13 protein-coding genes and 1 pseudogene are annotated in these 21,235 nt (G+C 37.6%); 5 read left to right on the top strand and 9 right to left on the bottom strand.

Going from position 1 to position 21,235, the window contains the following annotated elements; all coding sequences use genetic code 11:
- Positions 1-99 precede the first annotated feature (99 nt).
- The gene (locus F6K06_RS27275; protein ID WP_287243931.1) at positions 100-1,617 is read left to right on the top strand and encodes a tetratricopeptide repeat protein; all 1,518 of its coding nucleotides are present in this window, start codon (positions 100-102) and stop codon (positions 1,615-1,617) included.
- Here the strand turns inward: F6K06_RS27275 and F6K06_RS27280 are convergent, their stop codons facing one another.
- The 5 genes from F6K06_RS27280 to F6K06_RS27300 all read right to left on the bottom strand — a co-directional run bounded on the left by F6K06_RS27280 (position 1,618) and on the right by F6K06_RS27300 (position 7,874).
- Positions 1,618-2,007 (bottom strand): hypothetical protein, encoded by a 390-nt coding sequence (locus F6K06_RS27280; protein ID WP_287243933.1) that lies wholly within the window; start codon positions 2,005-2,007, stop codon positions 1,618-1,620.
- Between the two features lie 204 nt (positions 2,008-2,211).
- Positions 2,212-3,438, bottom strand: a complete 1,227-nt coding sequence (locus F6K06_RS27285; protein ID WP_287243934.1) for a DUF1501 domain-containing protein — start codon at positions 3,436-3,438, stop codon at positions 2,212-2,214.
- Positions 3,439-4,093: 655 nt separating this feature from the next.
- Positions 4,094-5,575, bottom strand: a complete 1,482-nt coding sequence (locus F6K06_RS27290) for a DUF1800 domain-containing protein (RefSeq protein ID WP_287243936.1) — start codon at positions 5,573-5,575, stop codon at positions 4,094-4,096.
- 30 nt (positions 5,576-5,605) lie between these two features.
- Positions 5,606-7,339, bottom strand: a complete 1,734-nt coding sequence (locus tag F6K06_RS27295; RefSeq protein WP_287243937.1) for a trypsin-like peptidase domain-containing protein — start codon at positions 7,337-7,339, stop codon at positions 5,606-5,608.
- 412 nt (positions 7,340-7,751) lie between these two features.
- The gene (locus tag F6K06_RS27300) at positions 7,752-7,874 is read right to left on the bottom strand and encodes a hypothetical protein (RefSeq protein ID WP_287243938.1); all 123 of its coding nucleotides are present in this window, start codon (positions 7,872-7,874) and stop codon (positions 7,752-7,754) included.
- Positions 7,875-7,980: 106 nt separating this feature from the next.
- On the opposite strand from F6K06_RS27300, the gene F6K06_RS27305 reads away from it, so the two are divergent.
- Positions 7,981-8,130, top strand: a complete 150-nt coding sequence (locus tag F6K06_RS27305) for a hypothetical protein (protein WP_287308915.1) — start codon at positions 7,981-7,983, stop codon at positions 8,128-8,130.
- A 623-nt stretch (positions 8,131-8,753) separates the two neighbouring features.
- Here the strand turns inward: F6K06_RS27305 and F6K06_RS27310 are convergent.
- A complete protein-coding gene (locus F6K06_RS27310; RefSeq protein WP_161564423.1) occupies positions 8,754-8,891 on the bottom strand; it encodes a hypothetical protein in 138 nt (45 codons plus the stop codon).
- Positions 8,892-9,308: 417 nt separating this feature from the next.
- On the opposite strand from F6K06_RS27310, the gene F6K06_RS27315 reads away from it, so the two are divergent.
- A complete protein-coding gene (locus F6K06_RS27315) occupies positions 9,309-11,936 on the top strand; it encodes a diguanylate cyclase domain-containing protein (protein ID WP_287308916.1) in 2,628 nt (875 codons plus the stop codon).
- Positions 11,937-12,104: 168 nt separating this feature from the next.
- On the opposite strand, the pseudogene F6K06_RS27320 reads toward F6K06_RS27315, so the two are convergent.
- Together F6K06_RS27320 and F6K06_RS27325 are read right to left on the bottom strand one after the other, a co-directional pair.
- Positions 12,105-12,839: pseudogene (locus tag F6K06_RS27320) on the bottom strand (IS630 family transposase); the annotation flags it as partial.
- 194 nt (positions 12,840-13,033) lie between these two features.
- Positions 13,034-14,179 carry a transposase gene (locus F6K06_RS27325; protein WP_287243940.1) on the bottom strand — a complete coding sequence of 382 codons (1,146 nt, stop codon included), beginning with the start codon at positions 14,177-14,179 and terminating at the stop codon, positions 13,034-13,036.
- 2,483 nt (positions 14,180-16,662) lie between these two features.
- Here F6K06_RS27325 and F6K06_RS27335 point away from each other — a divergent pair.
- Positions 16,663-16,974, top strand: a complete 312-nt coding sequence (locus tag F6K06_RS27335) for a hypothetical protein (protein WP_124143669.1) — start codon at positions 16,663-16,665, stop codon at positions 16,972-16,974.
- 206 nt (positions 16,975-17,180) lie between these two features.
- On the opposite strand, the gene F6K06_RS27340 is transcribed toward F6K06_RS27335, so the two are convergent.
- Positions 17,181-18,836: a hypothetical protein gene (locus tag F6K06_RS27340; protein WP_287245227.1), complete on the bottom strand. Its 1,656-nt coding sequence runs from the start codon at positions 18,834-18,836 to the stop codon at positions 17,181-17,183.
- Positions 18,837-19,853: 1,017 nt separating this feature from the next.
- On the opposite strand from F6K06_RS27340, the gene F6K06_RS27345 reads away from it, so the two are divergent.
- Positions 19,854-20,945 (top strand): metallophosphoesterase, encoded by a 1,092-nt coding sequence (locus F6K06_RS27345; RefSeq protein WP_124143667.1) that lies wholly within the window; start codon positions 19,854-19,856, stop codon positions 20,943-20,945.
- Positions 20,946-21,235: the final 290 nt, after the last annotated feature.

Here is a 21,235-nt window from a genome sequence, read left to right on the forward strand (position 1 = left end):
TATCAAGTTTTACAATTATTTATTTTTTAAAGGTATTTTACCCGTTGGACTTTTAACTTTTCACTTCAAAATCTTACTTTTGACTTTTGACTTAAAAATATGGATCAACAACGAATTGAAGCTTATCTGAATCTGATTAACACCTTACTACTTAATCGTGAGAGTAACGAAGAATTAAACAAAATTCTGAATTATCATCCGGAATTAATAGATTCTGGATTATGGCAAACAATGTTCCAAGTGGCAGAGCAGTTGACAGAAACGGGCGATCGAGAAGGCGCAGAATTTTTACTCAAAATCGCAAATTATTTGGCATCCGAAGATTATTTAGATTTCTTGATGGAGGTATTGCAGGCAACGGCAAAAAGCAAAGGCGACTCTCAAGTTGTCCACCCACTCCTACAACAAAACTTAGATAAACTCGATGGTTACTTTGCCGATATATTGCGAAACTGGGCAACTGCTAAATTTTCGGAAGTGGAGTCGGATGTAGCGGAAAGCATTGCTGTAGATATTGGTGATTTCAGTAATCTCATTCAGCAGTTTCCTCTGGGCAATAAAGCAGCTAATATGGAAATGAGCATTGTAGGTTATGAAGTAATATCCACAGTCTTTACCCGCAACAGTCATCCGGAAAGTTGGGCAACTATTCAAAATAATCTCGGCAATGCCTACAGAGAAAGAATAACCGGAGACAAAGCACAAAATATTGAATCTGCCATTGCTGCATTCCAAAATGCTTTGCAAGTTCGTACTCAAACAGACTTCCCCATAGACTGGGCAATGACTCAAAATAATCTCGGCATTGCCTACAGAAACAGAATAACCGGAGACAAATCACAAAATATTGAATCTGCCATTGCTGCATTCCAAAATGCTTTGCAAGTTTACACTCAAACAGACTTCCCCATAGACTGGGCAATGACTCAAAATAATCTCGGCAATGCCTATAGTGACAGAATAACCGGAGACAAAGCACAAAATATTGAATCTGCTATTGCTGCATTCCAAAATGCTTTGCAAGTTTACACTCAAACAGACTTCCCCATAGACTGGGCAATGACTCAAAATAATCTCGGCAATGCCTACAGAGAAAGAATAACCGGAGACAAAGCACAAAATATTGAATCTGCTATTGCTGCATTCCAAAATGCTTTGCAAGTTTACACTCAAACAGACTTCCCCATCAACTGGGCAACTATTCAAAATAATCTCGGCAATGCCTACTGGGAGAGAATAACCGGAGACAAAGCACAAAATATAGAATCTGCCATTGCTGCATTCCAAGTAGTCTGTACTTTGTGGACAGTAGATCAAGTTTCCACAGCTTTTTTACTGATCAAATTTTATCAAAACCTCAAAAGCTACCCAGAATTAGGAGAAGGTACTATAGCAATAGCTTTAAAAGATGCTCAAATGTGGTTAAGGAATCTAACTAGCAAGGAAGGGGAAGAATTTCTAGAGAAAATTCAACCTTACATTGACATTATCTACCAAGGAAAATCAGAAAGACGCAAGAATAAATTTATAGATGGGGCAAAAAATCGCATCAACTCTCAGCCCCATCCCTTTAACTCACCCTTTTATTGGGCAGCTTTCACCGCAGTAGGATTTTAACTATCCTTCAGTGTGAGAATTACACCATTTTTGTATACCTTTTTTAGCCAGATAGATTACTAATGGGGCTGCAACAGCTTCAGGAATTTGGCCTGTGGCGCACAAAGAGGCTACAGCAGCACTTAACAGCCCCGCCATTACCTCATCTATAAATTCTTCATCACAGACAATGTTGCGTGATTTTTTGGCTAATTCCTCAAGAATATTAGGAACTGACTTAGAGACTACAATATTATAATCTGTTGCTAACTCACTAGCAGCCGTCATTAAATTTCCATTCTCTTCTTCAATCACATCAAGAGCATAGAGGGCTTCTTTTTGGTTATTTTGAGAAAATTGCTCTCGGTATAGAGCAATATCTTCTGGAGTTAATTTAATAGGATCGCTCATTCTACAAATTTAGGTAATTAATTTTGTATATTACATTAAATTAGTCCAACTATCAGTGCAAAAAGCGATCGCTAATAACTGAACTTTTGAAAAAAAATGTGTTAAAGGGGAAAAGCTCAGATATAACTGCCTCTAATTATAGAATAGAGGTAAATATATTTTACTTTTTTTCAAAAGTCCAGGTGAATACTTCTATTACTTATTTCACAATAAAGCCAAACGCTGATTAGACGAATAACCAGAAAAAACCCGTGCTATTTGCGATCGCTCAATTTCAAGATGCTGCTCTAAAACACTAGAAATCACACTACGGAAGTCTGTTGTCACCGCTAGATCCCGTCTCTCAAACAATTCTGATTCATCCAAACCAGGCCATTGTCCGTAAACCTGACCACCACGCACCCCACCACCTAAGAGCCACATTACGTTACCATGACCATGATCGGTGCCACTATTACCATTTTCTTTCACCGTGCGACCAAATTCTGACATTACTAAAATCACAGTATCTGAGTAAAGCGGACCCAACTCCTGAACTAGAGTAACTAAACCTTCCCCTAGAGGTTTCAATCGTCTTGCTAAAGCACCTTGACTGCTTCCTTGACTAATATGAGTATCCCAATTACCGAGAGCGAGAAACCCTAATTGTGTTTTGGAATCACCAACCATGATTTGAGCTAAATTTTGGGCATCGGCAGCAAAACCTTGGGGGGGTGGTGCTCCTGCTGATGCTGCTTCCATTTCTTGCTCTAAGTCAGCTAGTAGTAAATCTCTTGCCTGGCGACCTTCTTGGTAAACTCTACTAAGTTCGTCATTGCTGCTATAAAGGCGATCGAATGCTTCATAAATTTTGGGGCGGTCTATGGGTAAACTACGGGTTGATTTTCTCCCGGTGGGTAGACTGGCAACTGGCATTGCACCCATGAGAATACGTGGTGGTGTATCTCCTAAGTTTACTGCTTGAGTAGGTTTATCTTTTGGGAGATTTGCTAACAAACGATTCATCCATCCATCGGGGATTTTTTTATTACCTGGAATACCTGTTTCCATATAATATTGAGCATCAAAATGGGAGCGAGTATCGTTGTTTGAACCGCAGGCGTGAACAAATGCTAAACTGCGATTTTGCCAGAGGGGTATGATACTTGCTAAAGCAGGATGTAAACCAAATTGACCGTCTAAGTCGATCGCTCCTTCTGGTTCTCCTGGAGCAGGAATTGCTATTTTTGGTCGTGCATCATAATAATTGTATTCCTGATGAGGAATAACTACATTTAATCCATCGACTCCTCCTCGGAGAAAAATAACTATTAATCGTTTACGGTTGTTAGTTTGAGCTAATCCTTTTGCTACCCAACCATGACTACCAACAGATATTATTCCTGAAGCTGATAGTAAGCTAGCAAATTGTAAAAAATTACGTCTTTTCATATTATATCAAATCCGGTTAAACAGTTTTAGAATGGTTAAGTCTTTAGGAGTCAGTCCTCAGGAGTCAGGATTAGAGAGAATAACTTTGATGAGCGTAGTTATGACGATTGGAAGATTTTTTTATGTCCAATTAAACTGATTTGATATTACCTCTAATATTAAATCCAGTTGAATACTTATTATACCAATTCCCGAAAGTAATGCTATACTTCAGTTCTACTTCAACAGTCAAATATTTACCAAGATTCAAAGTCTTTTTTTGACAATTATTAGTCGGTTAGTATAGATTTTTCCTACTTTCAACCCTCCCCCCACCTCCCACACTTCCCACACTTCCCACACTTCCCCACCCAATCATACATAGCATTCTTGCGTGAGAAATGGTATTATATAGCTGGGAGTAGAGGTGGGTCCTCACCCTGCAATACTTCTAAAACTTATGGGAAGGGATAGATTTCCTACTCCCTACTTTTAGAAGAGATGTCTAATATCATGTCTGGATAAGAGCGCGATAGAACTCCGTTCCGTTTACGCTACCAAAAAACTTTATCCTTCTACTCAGGGTTTCTTATTCTTTCTTTCCTCCTGACTCCTGACTCCTGACTCCTGACTCCTCAAGAATTAAGATTAATATCATACCCTAATTTACCAACGCCTATTTTTCCATCATTTCTGGACTACCTAAAATTAAAGCTGATTGTAAACTATCTGGACTATTGCTAATTACGGCTTGAGTTTGGGTAGAAAAATTATTTCCTAAAGTTGCCCTAAGTTGCCGATGATTTATCCGTCTTGGTTGCCCTTGGTTTAACTGACCACGAGATATAATTGTCGCAAAGCTAATTCGACGCATCATGGCATCGGGATTTAACCATGCTTCTTTAGTGTTTTTATAACCGTCAGGAGTTTTACAAGCATAAAGCTTCATTCCTAATTGTTCTAAAATTCGTTTAATTCTCCCCCATCTTGGTTTGTCAGTATTGGTTGCTCTAGCAGCAGAAACAATATATTGATAAGGGGTTTTAAATTTGCTCTTATAATATTTTTCATTCCAGAATTCAGGACTATTAAATAAAGTTTGTAACACATCACGAATGTTGCCGTTGGTTTCTTGAAATCTTTTAGCTAATTTATTAACTAGGCTACCGGGAGGCCGATCGGCAACAAAATATTGAGCTAATTTATAACTAATAAAACGGGCAGTAGATGGATGACTTGCGAGAATATCTAAGGCTTTTTCTCCTTCATCTATTCCACCACCTTTAATGGGTATTCCTAAGAATATTTTATCGCTATTATCATGGCGATTTGGATTGAACTTAAATCCACTCCCATCCCCACCACGACGTTGTATTCCCCAACCTGTAAAAATTCTCGCTAAAGTTATTATATCTTGTTGTGTATAGCCTCCATTGACTCCGATAGTGTGAAGCTCCATAAGTTCACGGGCATAGTTTTCATTTAAGCCTTTAAATCTGCCACGGGCACCTTTACTACCAGGAGCAGTATTTAGCCAATTATCTAAATAGAATAACATGGCTGGATGATGAGCTGTTGCTCCTAATAAATTACGAAAATTACCAAGTGCGTAAGGTCGAATAGCGTCTCTTTCGTAAGTGCCAACTAAGAGGCGAGTTAAATTACCTTTATCTACAGAAATATTGAAGTGGTTAAACCAAAAATCTACCATTACTTCTTGTAGTTGTTTGTTACTAAATATTGCTTGAAGTAAACGTGCATCTTCTGATTCTTGTAAAACTTTTCTGATACTTTTGTTCATTTCTCTTCGTTGTTTTTGAGTAAAGTCTTTAGCTCCTTTTTTTAGTGGAGGGACAGTTTTTTTATATAATTCTGTTGGAGCTAAGTTAAAGTTAGGAAACTTAGCCATTTTTTGCATGATTTTTGAAGATTCTCTAATAGTTTCTGGTCTCAGTTGAGACTGAATATAATTATTAATTCCCATTGATTTAACTCGTTCTATATCTCCTGGTCTAGGACCAAAACTTAGACGATGCAAAACATGGATAGTTTGGGCATTAATAGATTGACTATCAGCATAGCTAGGATTTGGTAATCCTAACCAGATAATTAAGCTAAATAGCAGAGATACAATCCAGTAACTAGAGACTTTTTTCATTTGAGATGTACCCCTTGATTTTGACTGAAATTAAGGAACTTTCCAAATATTAATCTTCCGGTCCCAACCACCGCTAATTATTGTTTGACCATCAGGACTAATTGCTACTGTACTAATGTAACTGGTGTGTCCGTTTAAACTACCTTTTAAGTTACCCGTACTCAATTCCCAAAACTTGATGGTTTTATCCCAACTGCTACTAATTAAAGTTTTACCATTAGGAGTAATGACTATTGACCATACTCCATCTATATGTTCTTTTAAACTATGGATTAATTCATCTGTCTGCAAGTTCCAAATGTTTATCGTGCCATTACTATTACTACTAGCTAATATCTGACTATCAGGACTAAAAACTACAGACAAAATTGATAGAGAATTAGTATTTATATTACGAATTAGTTGACCTGTTTGTAGGTTCCATAATTTAATCATATTATCTTTACTACCACTAGCTAGAAATTGACCGTCAGGACTAATAGCGATCGCATTGATAATCTCAGAATGTCCTTCTAAGGTTCGGAGCAACTCTCCAGTACTTAAATTCCAAATTTTAATAGTTCTATCCCAACTCCCGCTTACCAACATTTCACCATCAGGAGCGATCGCTACTCCATCTACCACATCGTTATGTCCAGTGAGAGTCTGCACCAGAGTAATATCAGTGACATTTTTATTTTTGGGTAGTTTCCAAATTTTGATAGTTTTGTCATCACTACCACTGATAACTAACTCTTCATTGGGAGTTACTGCCACTGAATTTATTGATTCTGCGTGAGCTTTCCAAATAGCTATGACTTCGCCATTCTGAATATCCCTGACTGAAATCATCCCGTTACTACTACCACTGATAATATGGGAATTTAAAGCAACTACAGAATTAACTATTCCACCTACTTCATTAGAAATTGCCTTTGCCAAAGTAAAATTTACAGCAGTTTCGCTTCCATTTTCCTGTTTAGAGATAGTTGTAGAAACAGGTTTTGTTGCTTCTGTTGGAGTAGTTGTAATTTTAGCAGTCTGAGGTTGTTGAGAAATGGTAGGCAACGAAACCTGTTGTCGCCACCTCCAAAAAGTATTAATCTCTATTCCTCCAGAAACGATCGCGTCAGAGTTTTCTTGCAACTTGACAATACCGTTAATAGCGACTAGATGACCTTCTGTATCTAGCACTGGTCCGCCACTCATCCCCGCTCTGACTAAATTATCATAAAGTAAACTATAACCACCGATAGGTTGCTGACGCCCTTTGACTACCCCTGGTGTACTCAGAAAAATTCGTTGTTGGAGGTTACTCCCAGAACGTGGCCATCCCCCCACAAAAACTGCTTTTCCCTGAACTAACTGAGTTGGGTCGCCTGTTTCGGCAACGGGGTAATTTTGAGAACTGGTAAATGGCACAACGGCTAAATCTACGTTTGGTACTTGTTTAATGAGACTATAGTAAACTGGATGCATTTCTCCATCGGGTGTGCGTACTTGGTAATCTCCTACTTTATTGACAACGTGCCAGTTGGTGAGTACATAATATGTATCTCCTTGTTTTTCGACAACTACTCCTGAACCTCCTCTGTTTGGTCCATCAATTCTAACTGTAATTTCTCCTGCTATTTTGTTGATTTCTGATTCTGTTAAGCTAAGAGCAACTTCTGATGCTATTAGTGGCATTAGGGTAGTGATACTAATAATTAAGTTTCTGATATTAATAGTCTTTAGAGGTAAAATACTAATAATAATTATGGTGATGATTCTCTGGAAATTCATTTTTTTATTTGTCAGCAACAGTTTTTTGATTCAGATGTTTAATCAAATACTTTACTTCCCAACCAAAGCAGATATTTTACGCCTAATTATGAATATTATAGCAATGAGCGCTGGTATATTTACAAATTGCAGGAGTGGCCAAATAGCTAAAAATCTTATATTATCGGCAATTTATTCCCCCAGATGAGCTGTTGCCTGTTGCCTGTTGCCTGCGCACAGCGCTATATTTACAGAACCCATTTGAGATCTATTTAAAAAGAGATGGGAAGATGGGAATCTGGGGAGTTGGGGAGTATTTTTCAACCTTTTTGGCGTTGGTAAATTACAGGATGAAATTTGTAGGGGCAATCCCCCAATGATTAACCAGGGTAGATTACAGAGCGCTACGCCAAAATATAAATCATCCCATCAATTACCAACGCCACCTTTTTCCCTTATGCCTTCCCTCTAACTCCTGACTCCTGACCCATGACTCCTGACTCCTGACAAAAAACTCAATCGCCGACAAAGATACGATCAGGGGTTCTGTAGACATTAGAGTTGTCGCTAAATAAAGGAAAAAAATCACTCTAACCTAGACAGAGCAATAATTCCCAGCATTTTTACCATCCAATAGCTACAATCCTTACAGAACAAGGTTTTTGGGATTTTTTTTAAGTTATAAAGCGACAAGTCTATTATATCATGTATCTATAGTAATAGACATCTCCAGAAAAGAGGGAGTAGGCAGCTTTGCTTTAGGCAGTAGGGAACCCACCCCTCGCCCCTCCCCCTCCCAGGAGGGGAAATAATTGATAATTTATGTGTGAGAATTGATTTGATTTTTGATTTTTACCAGATGTCTAATAGACAGGTAGGTTAGGACATAGAGTGATGATCAAACTCAGACAGGGAAATGTGGCGTTGCTGAAGCGCGTATATGATTTAATTTTGGCATTGCACAATCAGGAATGATGAAATCCGAAAGTAGATATTTTTGGATTATTCTTTCCTAAATATATGTACAGTTTAAAATCTATTATCATTCTTTAATGTGCAACCCCTTAATTTTAATTACTTAGGAGTCAGGAGGACTGAGTCAGAAGTCAGGAGAAAGAAAGTGCTTTTCGGTCAATTAAGTAAAGACAATATCTAATTTTGCCATCTTTGAATGACTCTTAATTTACCTAAATTACTTATTTCATACCTCAAATCACCAACGCCGGAAATGTTTTTCCCACTGTTCCCAGATCCTGTGTTCCCTCACACCGAGTGCGCATTCCCTCTCTTGTCAGCATTCCCATGGCGTTTGCGCTTCGCACAACTACATTTTATATGTTGCGGAGCAAAACGCCTGGTTCCGACCGCTTGCGTCTGTCGCACCCTGCGGGGTTACACCCCTGTTCCCTGCTATATATCTAACCTCCACCATTTATCATTTTCTTTGTGGGTTTAATACCCCACCGTCAACGGGGGTGTTCAAAATTACTTGTCGAAGACTATCCCCATGTAATTTTCCTCCTGTCTCCTGTCTCCTGTCTCCTGTCTCCTTCTTCAATGTTCCTTCAAGCATTTTCTTGTTTTTTCAAATTTAAAATCTAGATGCAGTTAGTTAATTACGAATAGTTCAATCGCAATTTTTGTGTACCATAAATTTGGTGGCGCAGTATTACATTCGTCAATCCAAACTAAGGCAAAAATGGTATATATAACTTAAATAGGAGTATCATCAAAGTTCATTTTATTAGGCTCAATCAAAATATTACTAAACTATTGGACTGATAACAACAATCAAATAGTTTTCAGACCTTTACTATTTGCCAAAAAAATGCTATATCCTCTTATCCCCAAAGCTACTAATTTAATATTGTAGCCTATAGAAAACATGGATTATAATAAATTAAGCTGATTTTGTTTAAGTGGCTTTTATATGGTGGAGCGAAAACATATCGAGTATCAAAAAATACAAAAATCTAGCAAAGAACTAAATTTGCTAATTGTAGAAGATGTGATGAAAGATTTAGCGCTCATAGTCAACACCTTAAAGTCTAATGGTGTAAAATTTACCTATAATGTTGCAGGCAGTAAACTAAATTACCAAAGATTACTTAAAGATAATGTATATGATGCAATATTGTCAGATTACTATTTAGCCGATTTTGATATCTTCGAGCTACTCACATTACTACAAAAATTAGGACAAGAAGTTCCTGTTATTTTAATCACAGATTGTTTACAGGAAGAAGAAGCTTTTGAATGTTTAAAAGCAGGGGTTGATAATTATATTTTTAAAGATAAATTATTAAGTTTATCAATTATTTTAGAGCGAGCGATCGCTGAATTTAGATCGAAAAAAGAACAGCAACGTACCATTATCAAATTACAACAACAAGCTCAACAAGAAGCAATTATTAATCGCATTGTTCAAGGAATGCGTAATACTTTATTACTGGATGAAGTCATGCAAAATACTGTTGAGCAGTTACATGAGGTTTTGCAAGTTAGTCATTGTATAATTGTCAGGCTAGACTATCAGAAAAACATTAATATTTGTCACTTCAATAACACGACAGTTGAATGTGAAAATCAAGTTAGTTTTTGTTACGATGTTCATCAATATTATTCAGAATTACTCACTAGAGGAGAACAAGTAAAAATTAGTAAATTTGATACAACTATAGACTCAGAAGTTAAAAATCTTATTGACGAGTTTCAAGTGATTTCAGTCTTGATTACACCGCTGTTATATCAGGATACTTACCAAGGTGGGATTATTCTAGGTCAGTGCGATCAAAAAAGAGAATGGACAGAAGATGAACTATCTCTATTGAAATCAATTGCTAACCATTGCGCCATTGCTATTCATCAAGCTGAACTATATCAACAAGCACAAATAGAAATTGCTCAACGCAAGCAAGTAGAGGAGCATCTACGCAAAAGTCAAGAACGTTATGCTCTTGCCATTGAAGCAAGTCATGTGGGAATTTGGGAATGGGAATTACAAACGAATGCAATTTACGTCGATCCTATATTGAAAGCAATGCTTGGTTATGAAGATTGGGAAGTTAGAAACATAATGGATGATTGGCATCAATTGGTGCATCCAGAAGATCGAGAACAGGTAATGGCAGCAAAAAATGCTCACTTAGCAGGACTGACACCAAAATACGAAATCGAACATAGGATGCAACATAAAGATCGCAGTTACCGATGGTTTTTTTGTTGCGGAGTTGTTATTCAAAATGAAAAAGGAATAACGAACAAAATGATAGTAACAAATACAGACATTACACAATATAAGCACGCAGAAGAAACTGTTATTGCCAGTCAACAGCAGCTTGTAGGTATGATGACGCTGATCCGTAACATCACAGAATGCAAACAAGCACAACAAGCTTTACAAAATAATGAAGTGAGGTTTCATGCCCTAATTGAAAATGCTAACGATTTGATTTTGATTATTGATGCTGAGGGAATCTCTCGTTATATTAGTCCATCACTAATAAGAGTTTTGGGATATATACCAGAAAAAACTGTTGGTCAGGGTATCTTCGATCTAATTCATATAGACGATTTATCACTCATCACTCATACTTTTAACAAAGCAATTGAAAATCCTGGTATTAGTCAGCCACCTATTGAGTATCGAGTTAAGCATAGTAATGGTTATTGGTGCTTTTTTGAAGGTGTTGTCACTAACCTTTTACACGACCCAGCGGTGGAAGGTATTATTGTTAATAGTCATGATATTACTCAACGTAAGCGAATTGAAGAACAATTAAAACATGATGCACTACACGATCCACTCACCCATCTCCCTAATCGTACTCTGTTTATGGATCGTTTGGAGCAAACAATTAAATATGCGGAACGCCGAAACAATTTTTCCTTTGCCGTCCTATTTATAGACCTTGACCGATTTAAAGTTATTAATGATAGTTTTGGTCATAGCATGGGAAATCAACTGATTATCGCGATCGCCGAACAACTAAAAGCATTGGTTTCTCCTGGAGATACAGTTGCTCGTCTTGGTGCAGATGAGTTTGTAATTTTGCTAGAATATATTTCAGGAATTAGTGATGCTACCTATATTGCTAATCGCATTCACAAACAACTAACTTCACCAATTATTTTAGAAGGAAATGAAGTATTTATTACTGCTAGTATTGGTATTGCTCTCAACTCCACAAATATTGGGTCAGCAGAAAATATTTTACGAGATGCAGAAATAGCTATGCAATCCGCCAAAAATATGGGCAGAGGGTGTTATCAAATTTTTTGTACCTCTATGCACACTCAAATTCTCAAACGTTTAAAGTTGGAGAACAATTTACAAAGCGCTCTCAAAAACGATCTATCTCAATTTGTGCTTAACTATCAACCTATTGTGTCCCTCAGTACAAACAATATTACTGGTTTTGAAGCTCTAGTACGTTGGCAACATCCACAATTAGGCTTAATTTCTCCTGCTGAATTTATTCCTGTTGCTGAGGAAACAGGGTTAATAATACATCTTGGTTTGTGGGTATTGAGAGAAGCTTGTCGGCAGTTACGTCAATGGCAAAATGAATTTCCCAATAATTATCTTTTCCTTGAGAATAGGGAGTTCATTAATTGATAATGGATAATGGATAATGGATAATTGATAATTAGGGTTTGCTGAAAAAGTCTTTTTTTCAGAGCAGAAGCCAGAATTTCCTACGGAATGCTGCGCAAACAGAATCCAGAATCCAGGAGGAATGATAATCATAGAAGAGGTAGCCAGAAGAATCTTCCCAAGATTGTTCTACCCCACATTCCGCACTTCAATATCGTCCGGGGCGGAGTCTAGGTTACCCTGGACTGTGCTTTCGGCTTCTTTATAGTCCTGGATGGCCTGGTTAAGATTAGCGCGGGTTTCTGTATCCACCTCCTGGTTATCTGCCGCCAGTTTCTCTTTGAGAATTTCCTCAAGACGCTCTTGACCCTCGTAACGCAGTTTCGGATCGACTCCGCCCAGTTCGTATAAGGCCATCAAGAGGGCATAAAGGGTGCGCTGGAGGATGCTCGCGTTTTCGGGCAGGAGTACCTTTGCTTTTTCTATACTACGCTCGATATCGTCCCACCAACGTTCTATCTTGTTCAAATCTGGCGAGTCAGGTGGTAAATACCAGATTTCACACTCTTGCTTAGCCACTAATTCTTCAATATCAACTGATTTATGAAACGTTGCGTTATCCAGTATGATCACTTGCCCTGGTTGTAATTTTGGTAGTAAACAATTTTCCCACCAGCTCTCATGCCATACATGATTACAACTTCCTACAAATGTTAAAGGAGCAAACTTTTTTTCTTGATTTATAGCTGCAATCCAACTTACTCTCTCAGTTCTTTTTCCTGATTTCATACCTGGTACTCTTTTTCCTTTAACTCCATAACCATAATCTTCCCTATTATCTATTCCAGCTTCATCTACATAAACAATATCTTTCTTGTCCATTTGATTTAGTTTAAAGATAAATTCTTCTGTTTCTAGTTCGTCTGTTTCTTGATCACCATATGTTTTTTTTGTATCCGCTCAGTAAATTGGGGTAAGAAGAAGAAAAAGTACAGCTAGTGTTGTAGAATATGATTTATGAGGCAAAAACTATCATCAGATCAATTAGTGGCCACATTACTGCAATCAATTGACCCAGGTTTGATTGCAGATTAAGGAGTACGTCAAACAGGATCCCCTCAATAATTGGGGGTAGGGAATGATTCCGCTGACCATGACCAACCGAAGGAATCAACAGAAGCTTCAGAACGAATAATAGTTGCCAGAGGGAGAATTATTCCTGCCTGGGAAATGCGATCGCTGATATACTCAAAAAAGCTGATACCCAACTTACGAGTAGTATCAACAAGGGACATAAAAATATCCCAAGCTTTTGTACCAAGAAATATCTGGGTAGCATAACTAATCTTACGTCGCAGCACCATTGTCCTAGCTGCTAACTCGGCAGGATTGTTGTGCAAAGGCAATTCTGGATGCTTCAAAACCAGAAGCAACTCCTCTTGTTTTGCGATGGTTAATCTTTTTCGTTCATCCAACTGTTCGTAACCAGTTTTTTCTCTAAACAGCGTCCCAAATTCTGACCTGAGTTGGTCAGCTTGCTCTTGACTGGGGGAATCTCTATAAGCTAATAATTTTCGGTACAATTTCCAAAATCTGTCGAGAAAGTTATCTAAAATCTTTTGGTGGTAGGCGATAAATGGACTTAACTTTTTATAATGCCTTCCTTCGTGGACCCAACATAAAGCTAATTCATCAGTCAATAACTTGAACTGTGGAGCATCATCACTTATGAGGGTTTTGATTACTGGAATTGTTGATTGCTGATGGTAAAAAGCAATTGCTGCTGCTTCATGTATACGAGTACGGGATTGAGAATTTAAATTAACCAGATGCTCATCAAGTAACCTATTCAACTCAATTTCTGTGAAGGCTGTTTCCTGAGGTAATAATTTCAGTCGATGCTCCCATTTGTTAGGCAGATTTAATACCTCAAGTAAATCGTATGTTATCGAGTTGAGGACAAACTCCAGTTCCGTTGTGTTTTGTAAAACTTTTAATACGCTTAAGCGGTCTTTGTTTGGTGTCGTTATATAGACTGTATATAAAGGGTTACAGATGATATTTGTTGTCTGGTTGACTCCACCAACACGGGCTCCTGTTTGGTCGAAGTGCTGCCAAGGACTACTGGCTAAACCTTCACTATATACTTCGTTATACTCTACTTCAAAACCTGATTGGTTTTTGATTAATAAATTTGATAGGTATCCTGCTGACATTGAGATACCAATATCTGATAAAAATTCTAGGAGTTTTCCTTGGGTCATGTTTCCTCCATAGTACAGGCTCATGACCAATGCTTTGATTCCTGGACCAAATTTCTCCTTCATAACCTTTTGGTAAGGGTGCTGTTGCGGTTTTACCTAATGACGGAGAATAATATTTTTCCTTGCGAAACAATACGTTATCTGTTGTTAGTAAAATGTCTTGAACAATTACCTCTTCATAACCTTTAAATTCTGCATCTGCTGGTAGCTTCTGCCGATCATAGAATACTATTTCTTCTCGGTCTACTTTTATTGTTTCGTTTTTACTGGTTTTACTATGTTATGCATGGAGTTTTTCGTTCTTTCTCTGACGAGTGGTTTTTCTGAAATTTTCTCTTTTTACTAGCTTTAATGTCTGGTTTGCCAATTTCACCTTTGAGACGGTTATTTTCATCTAATTGTTTGACTTTTGAGTTGAGTTGCTCTACCAGATTCAGTAATATTTCTACTGTTTGACGTACTCCTTAATCTGCAATCAAACCCGGGTCAATTGATTGCAGTAATGTGGCCACTAATTGATCTGATGATAGTTTTTGCCTCATAAGTCATATTCTACAACACTAGCTGTACTTTTTCTTCTTCTTACCCCAATTTACTGAGCGGATACGGTACTTCCACCAAATGGCAGCATCGTGGTTTCTGGCAACTTCTTCACGCTCAAGTTCGCCAAAAATTAAGAACACAACTAGACAGGGATCAAGACTCCACCGTTGCGAACGCTGATTCCTATGGCAGTCAAAACAACAGAAAAAAGGGAGCTGTCTACGGCGCGCGATGGTGGTAAGAAAGTTAAAGGCCGTAAGCGCCTTATGGTGGTAGATTCGATTCGGATTATTATAGCGCTGTGCGCAGGCAACAGCTCCGGAAGGCAACAGCTCCGGAAGGGGGAATAAATTGCCTATAATATAAGATTTTAGCTATTGGACATCTCCTGCAATTTGTAAATACACCAGCGCTCATTGCTATAATTGGAGTTCTGGTGAGTGAGGCAAATGCCTCAGAAGGTTTAGGAGCAGTAGTTGTACTCAATGAGGCAAAGGACAAACTATCGAAAGAGCGAGGTAGTCAGGGTAGATCAGGGTTATTCTGGTAAAAACTTTGCCCATGCTCTTAGGCAGGTTTGTGGCGATGGCGTCGCTATTGGAAGTGATCAAACGAACCTCAGAGAGTTTTGAGCAATTGCCGTGCGCGATGGATTGTTGAAGGCAATGCATGGGTGGCTAAATAGATTTAGGCGCGCTATGTAAGGATTATGAAGTCTATTCAGATGTAAGTGAAGCAATGATTTATGGCTGATTAATCCAACTCATGGTCAAGGGACTAGCTAATTTAAGATTTACTTTATGAATCAGCTCTAAGGGGTAGTTCTAGTATACTAATGGTAGATGGGGAATAAAAAGCCTACTATACTGCTACTGAAATAATTACAATCCTCAACGGCTTTGTTGCATAAAAGTGCTAGAAGGATTATAAAGCAAGCATTTATCAATAAATATGATTAATGATAAAGTATTACACTGCAAGAGTTTCAGGATATTCGTGCAATAAAGCCATCCTCAACTATAGCGCTACCCATTAAGGTGTTTGACATGAATAGAAGCTGAAACCCTTTTGTCTTCCCCTGTTGCCTATTGCCTGTTGCCTGTTGCCTTGCGCGTAGTGCTATAGCCTCTATATTAGATGATCAACCGTAAATTCCAAAGCATATCGGAACTCAGATTGTATATACTCAACCGTAAATCCCCGACAATATTGGAACTCAGATTGTTTGTAGATTTGTTAAGGTTGCGGAACCTGAAGTAGAGTTGGTAGTGCAGAGCGCAAAGTGTGGGATAAGTAATTAAGTCATTCCATTTCCCAGGAGCGATACTGCGCTCCGCAACGCTCCGCGAACGCGTTCCTTAGATCTTTGTGCAGCAGTATTTTCCTTGAGAGCATGAAGCCAAATCCAATTGAAATAGCTTACCACTAACCTTACAGTCACCTCAGTTTGCCTCCAGACCTTAGCAAACTTCCGCTGCTGGTTTTTCCGTGCTTATGAGTCTTTTTCTGGCCACACAGAGGACATTCTATGATAATTGAAAGTAGTTATATCATGTCCGGTAGCATCGGTATTGTATAGCAAGGGTAGGGAACACTTAACTGGGAACAGGGAACAGGCAAGAATACTTAAGAGCAAGAAAAAAACTTAAATTTCCTGTAGATATTCACCTTTGGGTTTACACGAACGCGCCCCAGCCGACATGATATTATACCAAATCTCACGCATTATTGCTACATCTCCTTGAGAGTAGGGAGTAGAGACCCACCCCTAACCCCGACCGTGGAGGGGAAAAAGGAGTAGGGAGTAGGGTGAAAAGAGATAAGATATCTTGGTTTAATGCCGATAATCGTTATAAACATTACTAAACGATTATTATTACTTAATAACTGAAGTTCATCGGAAGTATCGCATTAATGCATGGGAATTGGTATTAGGGACAATGATTATATTACCGACAGCAGTGGTATACAATGGCAAAGTATATGTGTTTCACCAAGGTAGGGGAGATAGTGGCTGGCTTTGGTATAATGTTTTTAATGGCTCTGAATGGGCTGGTGATACAAAGGTAGGGAAAACTGGTATAACTTCGAGTCCATCAGTAGTAGTATACAATGACCAAATCTATGTATTTCACCAAGGCAGGGGAGATAGTGGCTGGCTTTGGTATAATGTTTTTGATGGCTCTCAATGGGCTTATACAGAGGTGCGGGGAACAGGTCTTACTGACGATCCAGATGCGGTTGTTATGTAGTTAAATATTTTCTAGTCTATTACTTGCTTCTGACAAATTATATTAGATATCTCCAGAAAATAATAAATATTCCTATTCTAGAAACGTTTATACGGTCCATTTAATAGCGCGTTCAAAAAAAATTCTGCTATTTGTCCACAGCAAGTTCCCCCCCCTACCCCTGCCTCTTGATCAACGTTTCTAGATTTTTTTTGGAGATGTTTATTTTACCCATTCACTGCCGATGGTTGATCGTCAATAGGAATTCTAGGAAAGCTGGGTAAATCTATTGCTCCTAGTGACAGGTGCTGTTTTTGTGGGACTTCTGATGCCACATCTTCTTCAAGAACTTCAGATTCAAATACAAGTGGTTCCCAAGTTGGTAGATCTAATTTACTGCGCTGCACATCCTCTGATACTTCAAAAAAGCCTTCTGGATCTATGTCTTTTTCAGGCTCTTCTTGATACTCACTAACATTCCACTTTCCTGTAGCTATATTCCATGATATGCGTTCGCTTTTAATTGTTGTTATTGCTTCATCTTCAGAAGTATCACCTTCTAGATATTCCTCTACTATTATGTTATTTTCTGCCAATTTTTCTACTTCCTGAGATGAATTTCTATATTCATCTAAATAGTTTTCCTCCATAACTACATATTCTTCTGACTCTATCTCTTCTAATGCCATTGTTGGTGATTTTTCATCTATCAATTCATAATTTGGGTCTTCACCTATTCTACTAAACGAGGGTAAACTAGGATTTAATTGACTTGTACTGACCTCTTGAGGCAACTCATTTTGAGAAATATTTTGGTCTGATAATTCTACCTGTTCAGGTTCTGCTAAAGCTTGTGGTAAATCTATTTTCTTGCCCAGGCTAATTTTGGCAATATTTTTTTCTTTCTTGCTAAAAAGAGCTTCTTGCTGCTGTTGATTTTTTTGCTGTGGCGACCAAGGTTTAACTGGTTCGGAATTTAATGAGGGTGGTTTTTTAGTGTTAAAGTTGACAAAGAGATGTTCTTGTTTTTGAGGTTCAGATAAAGAATTCACCTGAGATGCTATTACCGGAGATTCTTCTGTAGATATTTCTGTTGGTATATCCATTGTATCTATTCTCCCTGGCATTTCTAAGCATCTTTCTAATGCTGCTTTAAACTGTAGAGTTTGCTGCTGCTGGCGGTATAGTCTTGCCCGCAATTCTTTGCAACTATTTTCTAATTCTTTGAGATGATAAATTTGTTGACTGTAAGATTGTTTGGTTAAGGCACATTCTCGTTCCATTTGCGCCTGTTGTTGCTGACTCACATCCCACTTGTCTGTTAGAGACTCTACTAAAACTTCCTGACGTTGAATAATTTGATTACATAGTTCCAACTTGTAGAATAGGCGAGTTACCTGTTGTTGAGTTGCTGCTAATTCTTTAGTTCTTTCTTCTAGCAACTTTTCTTGATTTTCTAGAGTTTCTTGACATTCTTCTAAGGCTGTTTCTAGGTCTGTAACTCGATTTACCAGTTCGCGGTTACAATCATGTAGAGCTTCCATGAGATTTGTAGATTCTAGATATTCAATGGAGTCTTTTGTTGGGCGGACTTTAATTTCTGAAATTTCCTGGGACTTTTTTTGAGGTTGATTTTGATTGGTTGGTACTAAATTTTTGGCTTCTGCTGAAGCTGTTCCTACTACTGGAATTGAATCGACACTAATGACACCAGGAAAATTAACTGTTTCCCACTCATCATCCTCTGGGACAGATGTGTGTATTTCTGATTCAAGAGCTGGTTTGATTTGGTCTACATGATCGTCATGGCCCAGTTTCTGATTACTTACTGGATTATTGGTTTCTGGTAAATTTTGGTTTCCAGGAAGTTCCGCTTCTGGCATTGCTTTCACCTAGGATTTACAGATTGCCTTTTGATTATTATATTAATGTTATCATCTCTCACCGTCAACTATTTTATATGTTTATATATATGAGTAATACGGCGAGTAATACAGTTAGCAAAAAAATACATTTTATTTAAGGATAGATAATTATTAGGTTAAGTATCTATAACAAAATTCATTTAACATTTTATTTTATTAGTTTAGTATAGACAAAAATTAAACTTCCTGTCTTACGGCAGTTTTTTGAATTTATTAAGAAATAATTCAATTCTCAATTCTCTAGGACTAGCGGATGTAGCTTTTATAGCAGAAGGAAGAAGGAAGAAAGCTTTAGTTATCTAGGGGATTCATTATCTACAACAGAAGGAAGAAGGAAAAATCTGGCATTGTCTGAGTTTTAAGCTTTTGGTGTGTTAGCGCCCTTTCCTTGGACTACATCATTGCCGGAGTATAAATTGTTTTGAGAATCCCACTAAACATTAAAATATTAGAGTTGTGAGGAAATAAAAACTAAAACTGCTCAAAAGCTTACTGTATAAGCCTTTCAATTTAGGTAAATAAACAAAGACTAAAACCTTTAACATATAAGAGTTTTAGCTACTCTTTGAGCTTATTTTGCAACAAGTTTATTAATTAGTGGTAGGTCAGTTCATCTATATAACTACGCAAATAGGGCGCGGACATCTATGAAAATGCAAAATGCTCAAAGTTAGTGAGGGATTATTTGTGACTTCTGACTTCTGACTTCTGACTTCTGATTTAAGGCCATCTTTGTGATTGATCGCTAGTTGTGAAATATAATGAAAATCTATAGAAATAATTAAAAAGCGTTTCGGTCCAGAATGCTCCGCAAACAGTCGATTGGCCTTTAGTAGTCAGCTTTGCGCTAAGGGGGTTTAAACCCAAACTTTTAGCTGGCTAAAAGCTGAGTGCTGTTTGCAAAGCATTCCGGTACGGAAAATGCTGATAGCTAGTTAACGATTGATTTAGCCTAATTTCCAGAGGACTTTTTCCATGGCTTTGAATTTTAGATTTGCTATTGCTAGTGATTTACATATTGCAGTTCCTAATACTATTGCGGAACAAGCGCATCGTTTTCATTTAGTAGAAGTGAGTATTCCTGCTTTTGAAGTAGTATTAGAAAATTTAAGTAAGCTAGATATTGATTTTTTACTATTACCTGGAGACTTAACTCAAGATGGTGAATTGGAAAATCATACCTGGTTAAGTAAAAAATTAGCTACACTTCCCTATCCAGTTTATGTAGTGCCTGGTAATCATGATGTACCGACAAAATTTACCAATGACTATTCTATTGGTTTGGCAGATTTTCCTACTTATTATCACCATTGTGGATTTGATTACGAGGAACGATTATATTACACTAAACAAATTTTGCCTGGAGTACGAATAATTGGGCTTAATTCTAATCAGTTTGATAGTTCTGGCAAACAAGAATATACAGGTGGTTTAGAAGCAGAACAATTAGATTGGCTAAAACAGGTTTTAACTACTACAAAAGAGGAGTTAGTGATGGTGATGTTACATCATAATGTGATTGAACATTTACCAGATCAATCTCATAATTCCCTTGGTCGTCGTTATATGTTAGAAAATAGGTTAGCATTGTTAGATATTCTTCAATCTGCTGGAGTTAAGCTGATATTTACTGGTCATCTTCATGTTCAGGATATTGCTGAATATCAAGGAATTTATGAAATTACAACTGGTTCTTTAGTTACTTATCCTCATCCTTATCGTATCATTAATTTTACTACGGACTCTAGTGGTCAACAGTCTTTAAAAATTGAAAGTCATCGAGTTAATTCTTTGCCTAATTTTCCCAATCTTAGCGATATTTCTAGAAACTGGCTTGGCGATCGCTCTTTCCGTTTTATGTTTAAACTTTTGACTAATCCTCCTGTAAATTTATCACCAGAAATAGCAGAAAAACTTGCCCCTAGTCTACGTTATTTTTGGGCAGATATTGCAGGTGGTGATGCTGTATTTAACTTCCCTGAATTTCCACCTCATGCTAGACAATATTTTGAAAGTTTTAGCACCACTAATAGTATTGATAATAATGCTACGTTACTGTTGCAATAATCCGCTCTCCTTAAAAAAATCATAACTTTATCTTTATAAATCATTAAAGGTAGTCAAGTTAAAAGTTACTATTTTTGGCTTTTGACTTTTGACTAATTATTTTTTTCTTTTGGTATTATACCAATTCCCATGCATTAATGCGATACTTCCGATGAACTTCAGTTATTAAGTAATAATAATCGTTTAGTAATGTTTATAACGATTATCGGCATTAAACCAAGATATCTTATCTCTTTTCACCCTACTCCCTACTCCTTTTTCCCCTCCACGGTCGGGGTTAGGGGTGGGTC

The sequence above is a fragment of the Okeania sp. SIO1H4 genome, assembly GCF_010672695.1.
Lineage (GTDB): Bacteria > Cyanobacteriota > Cyanobacteriia > Cyanobacteriales > Microcoleaceae > Okeania > Okeania hirsuta.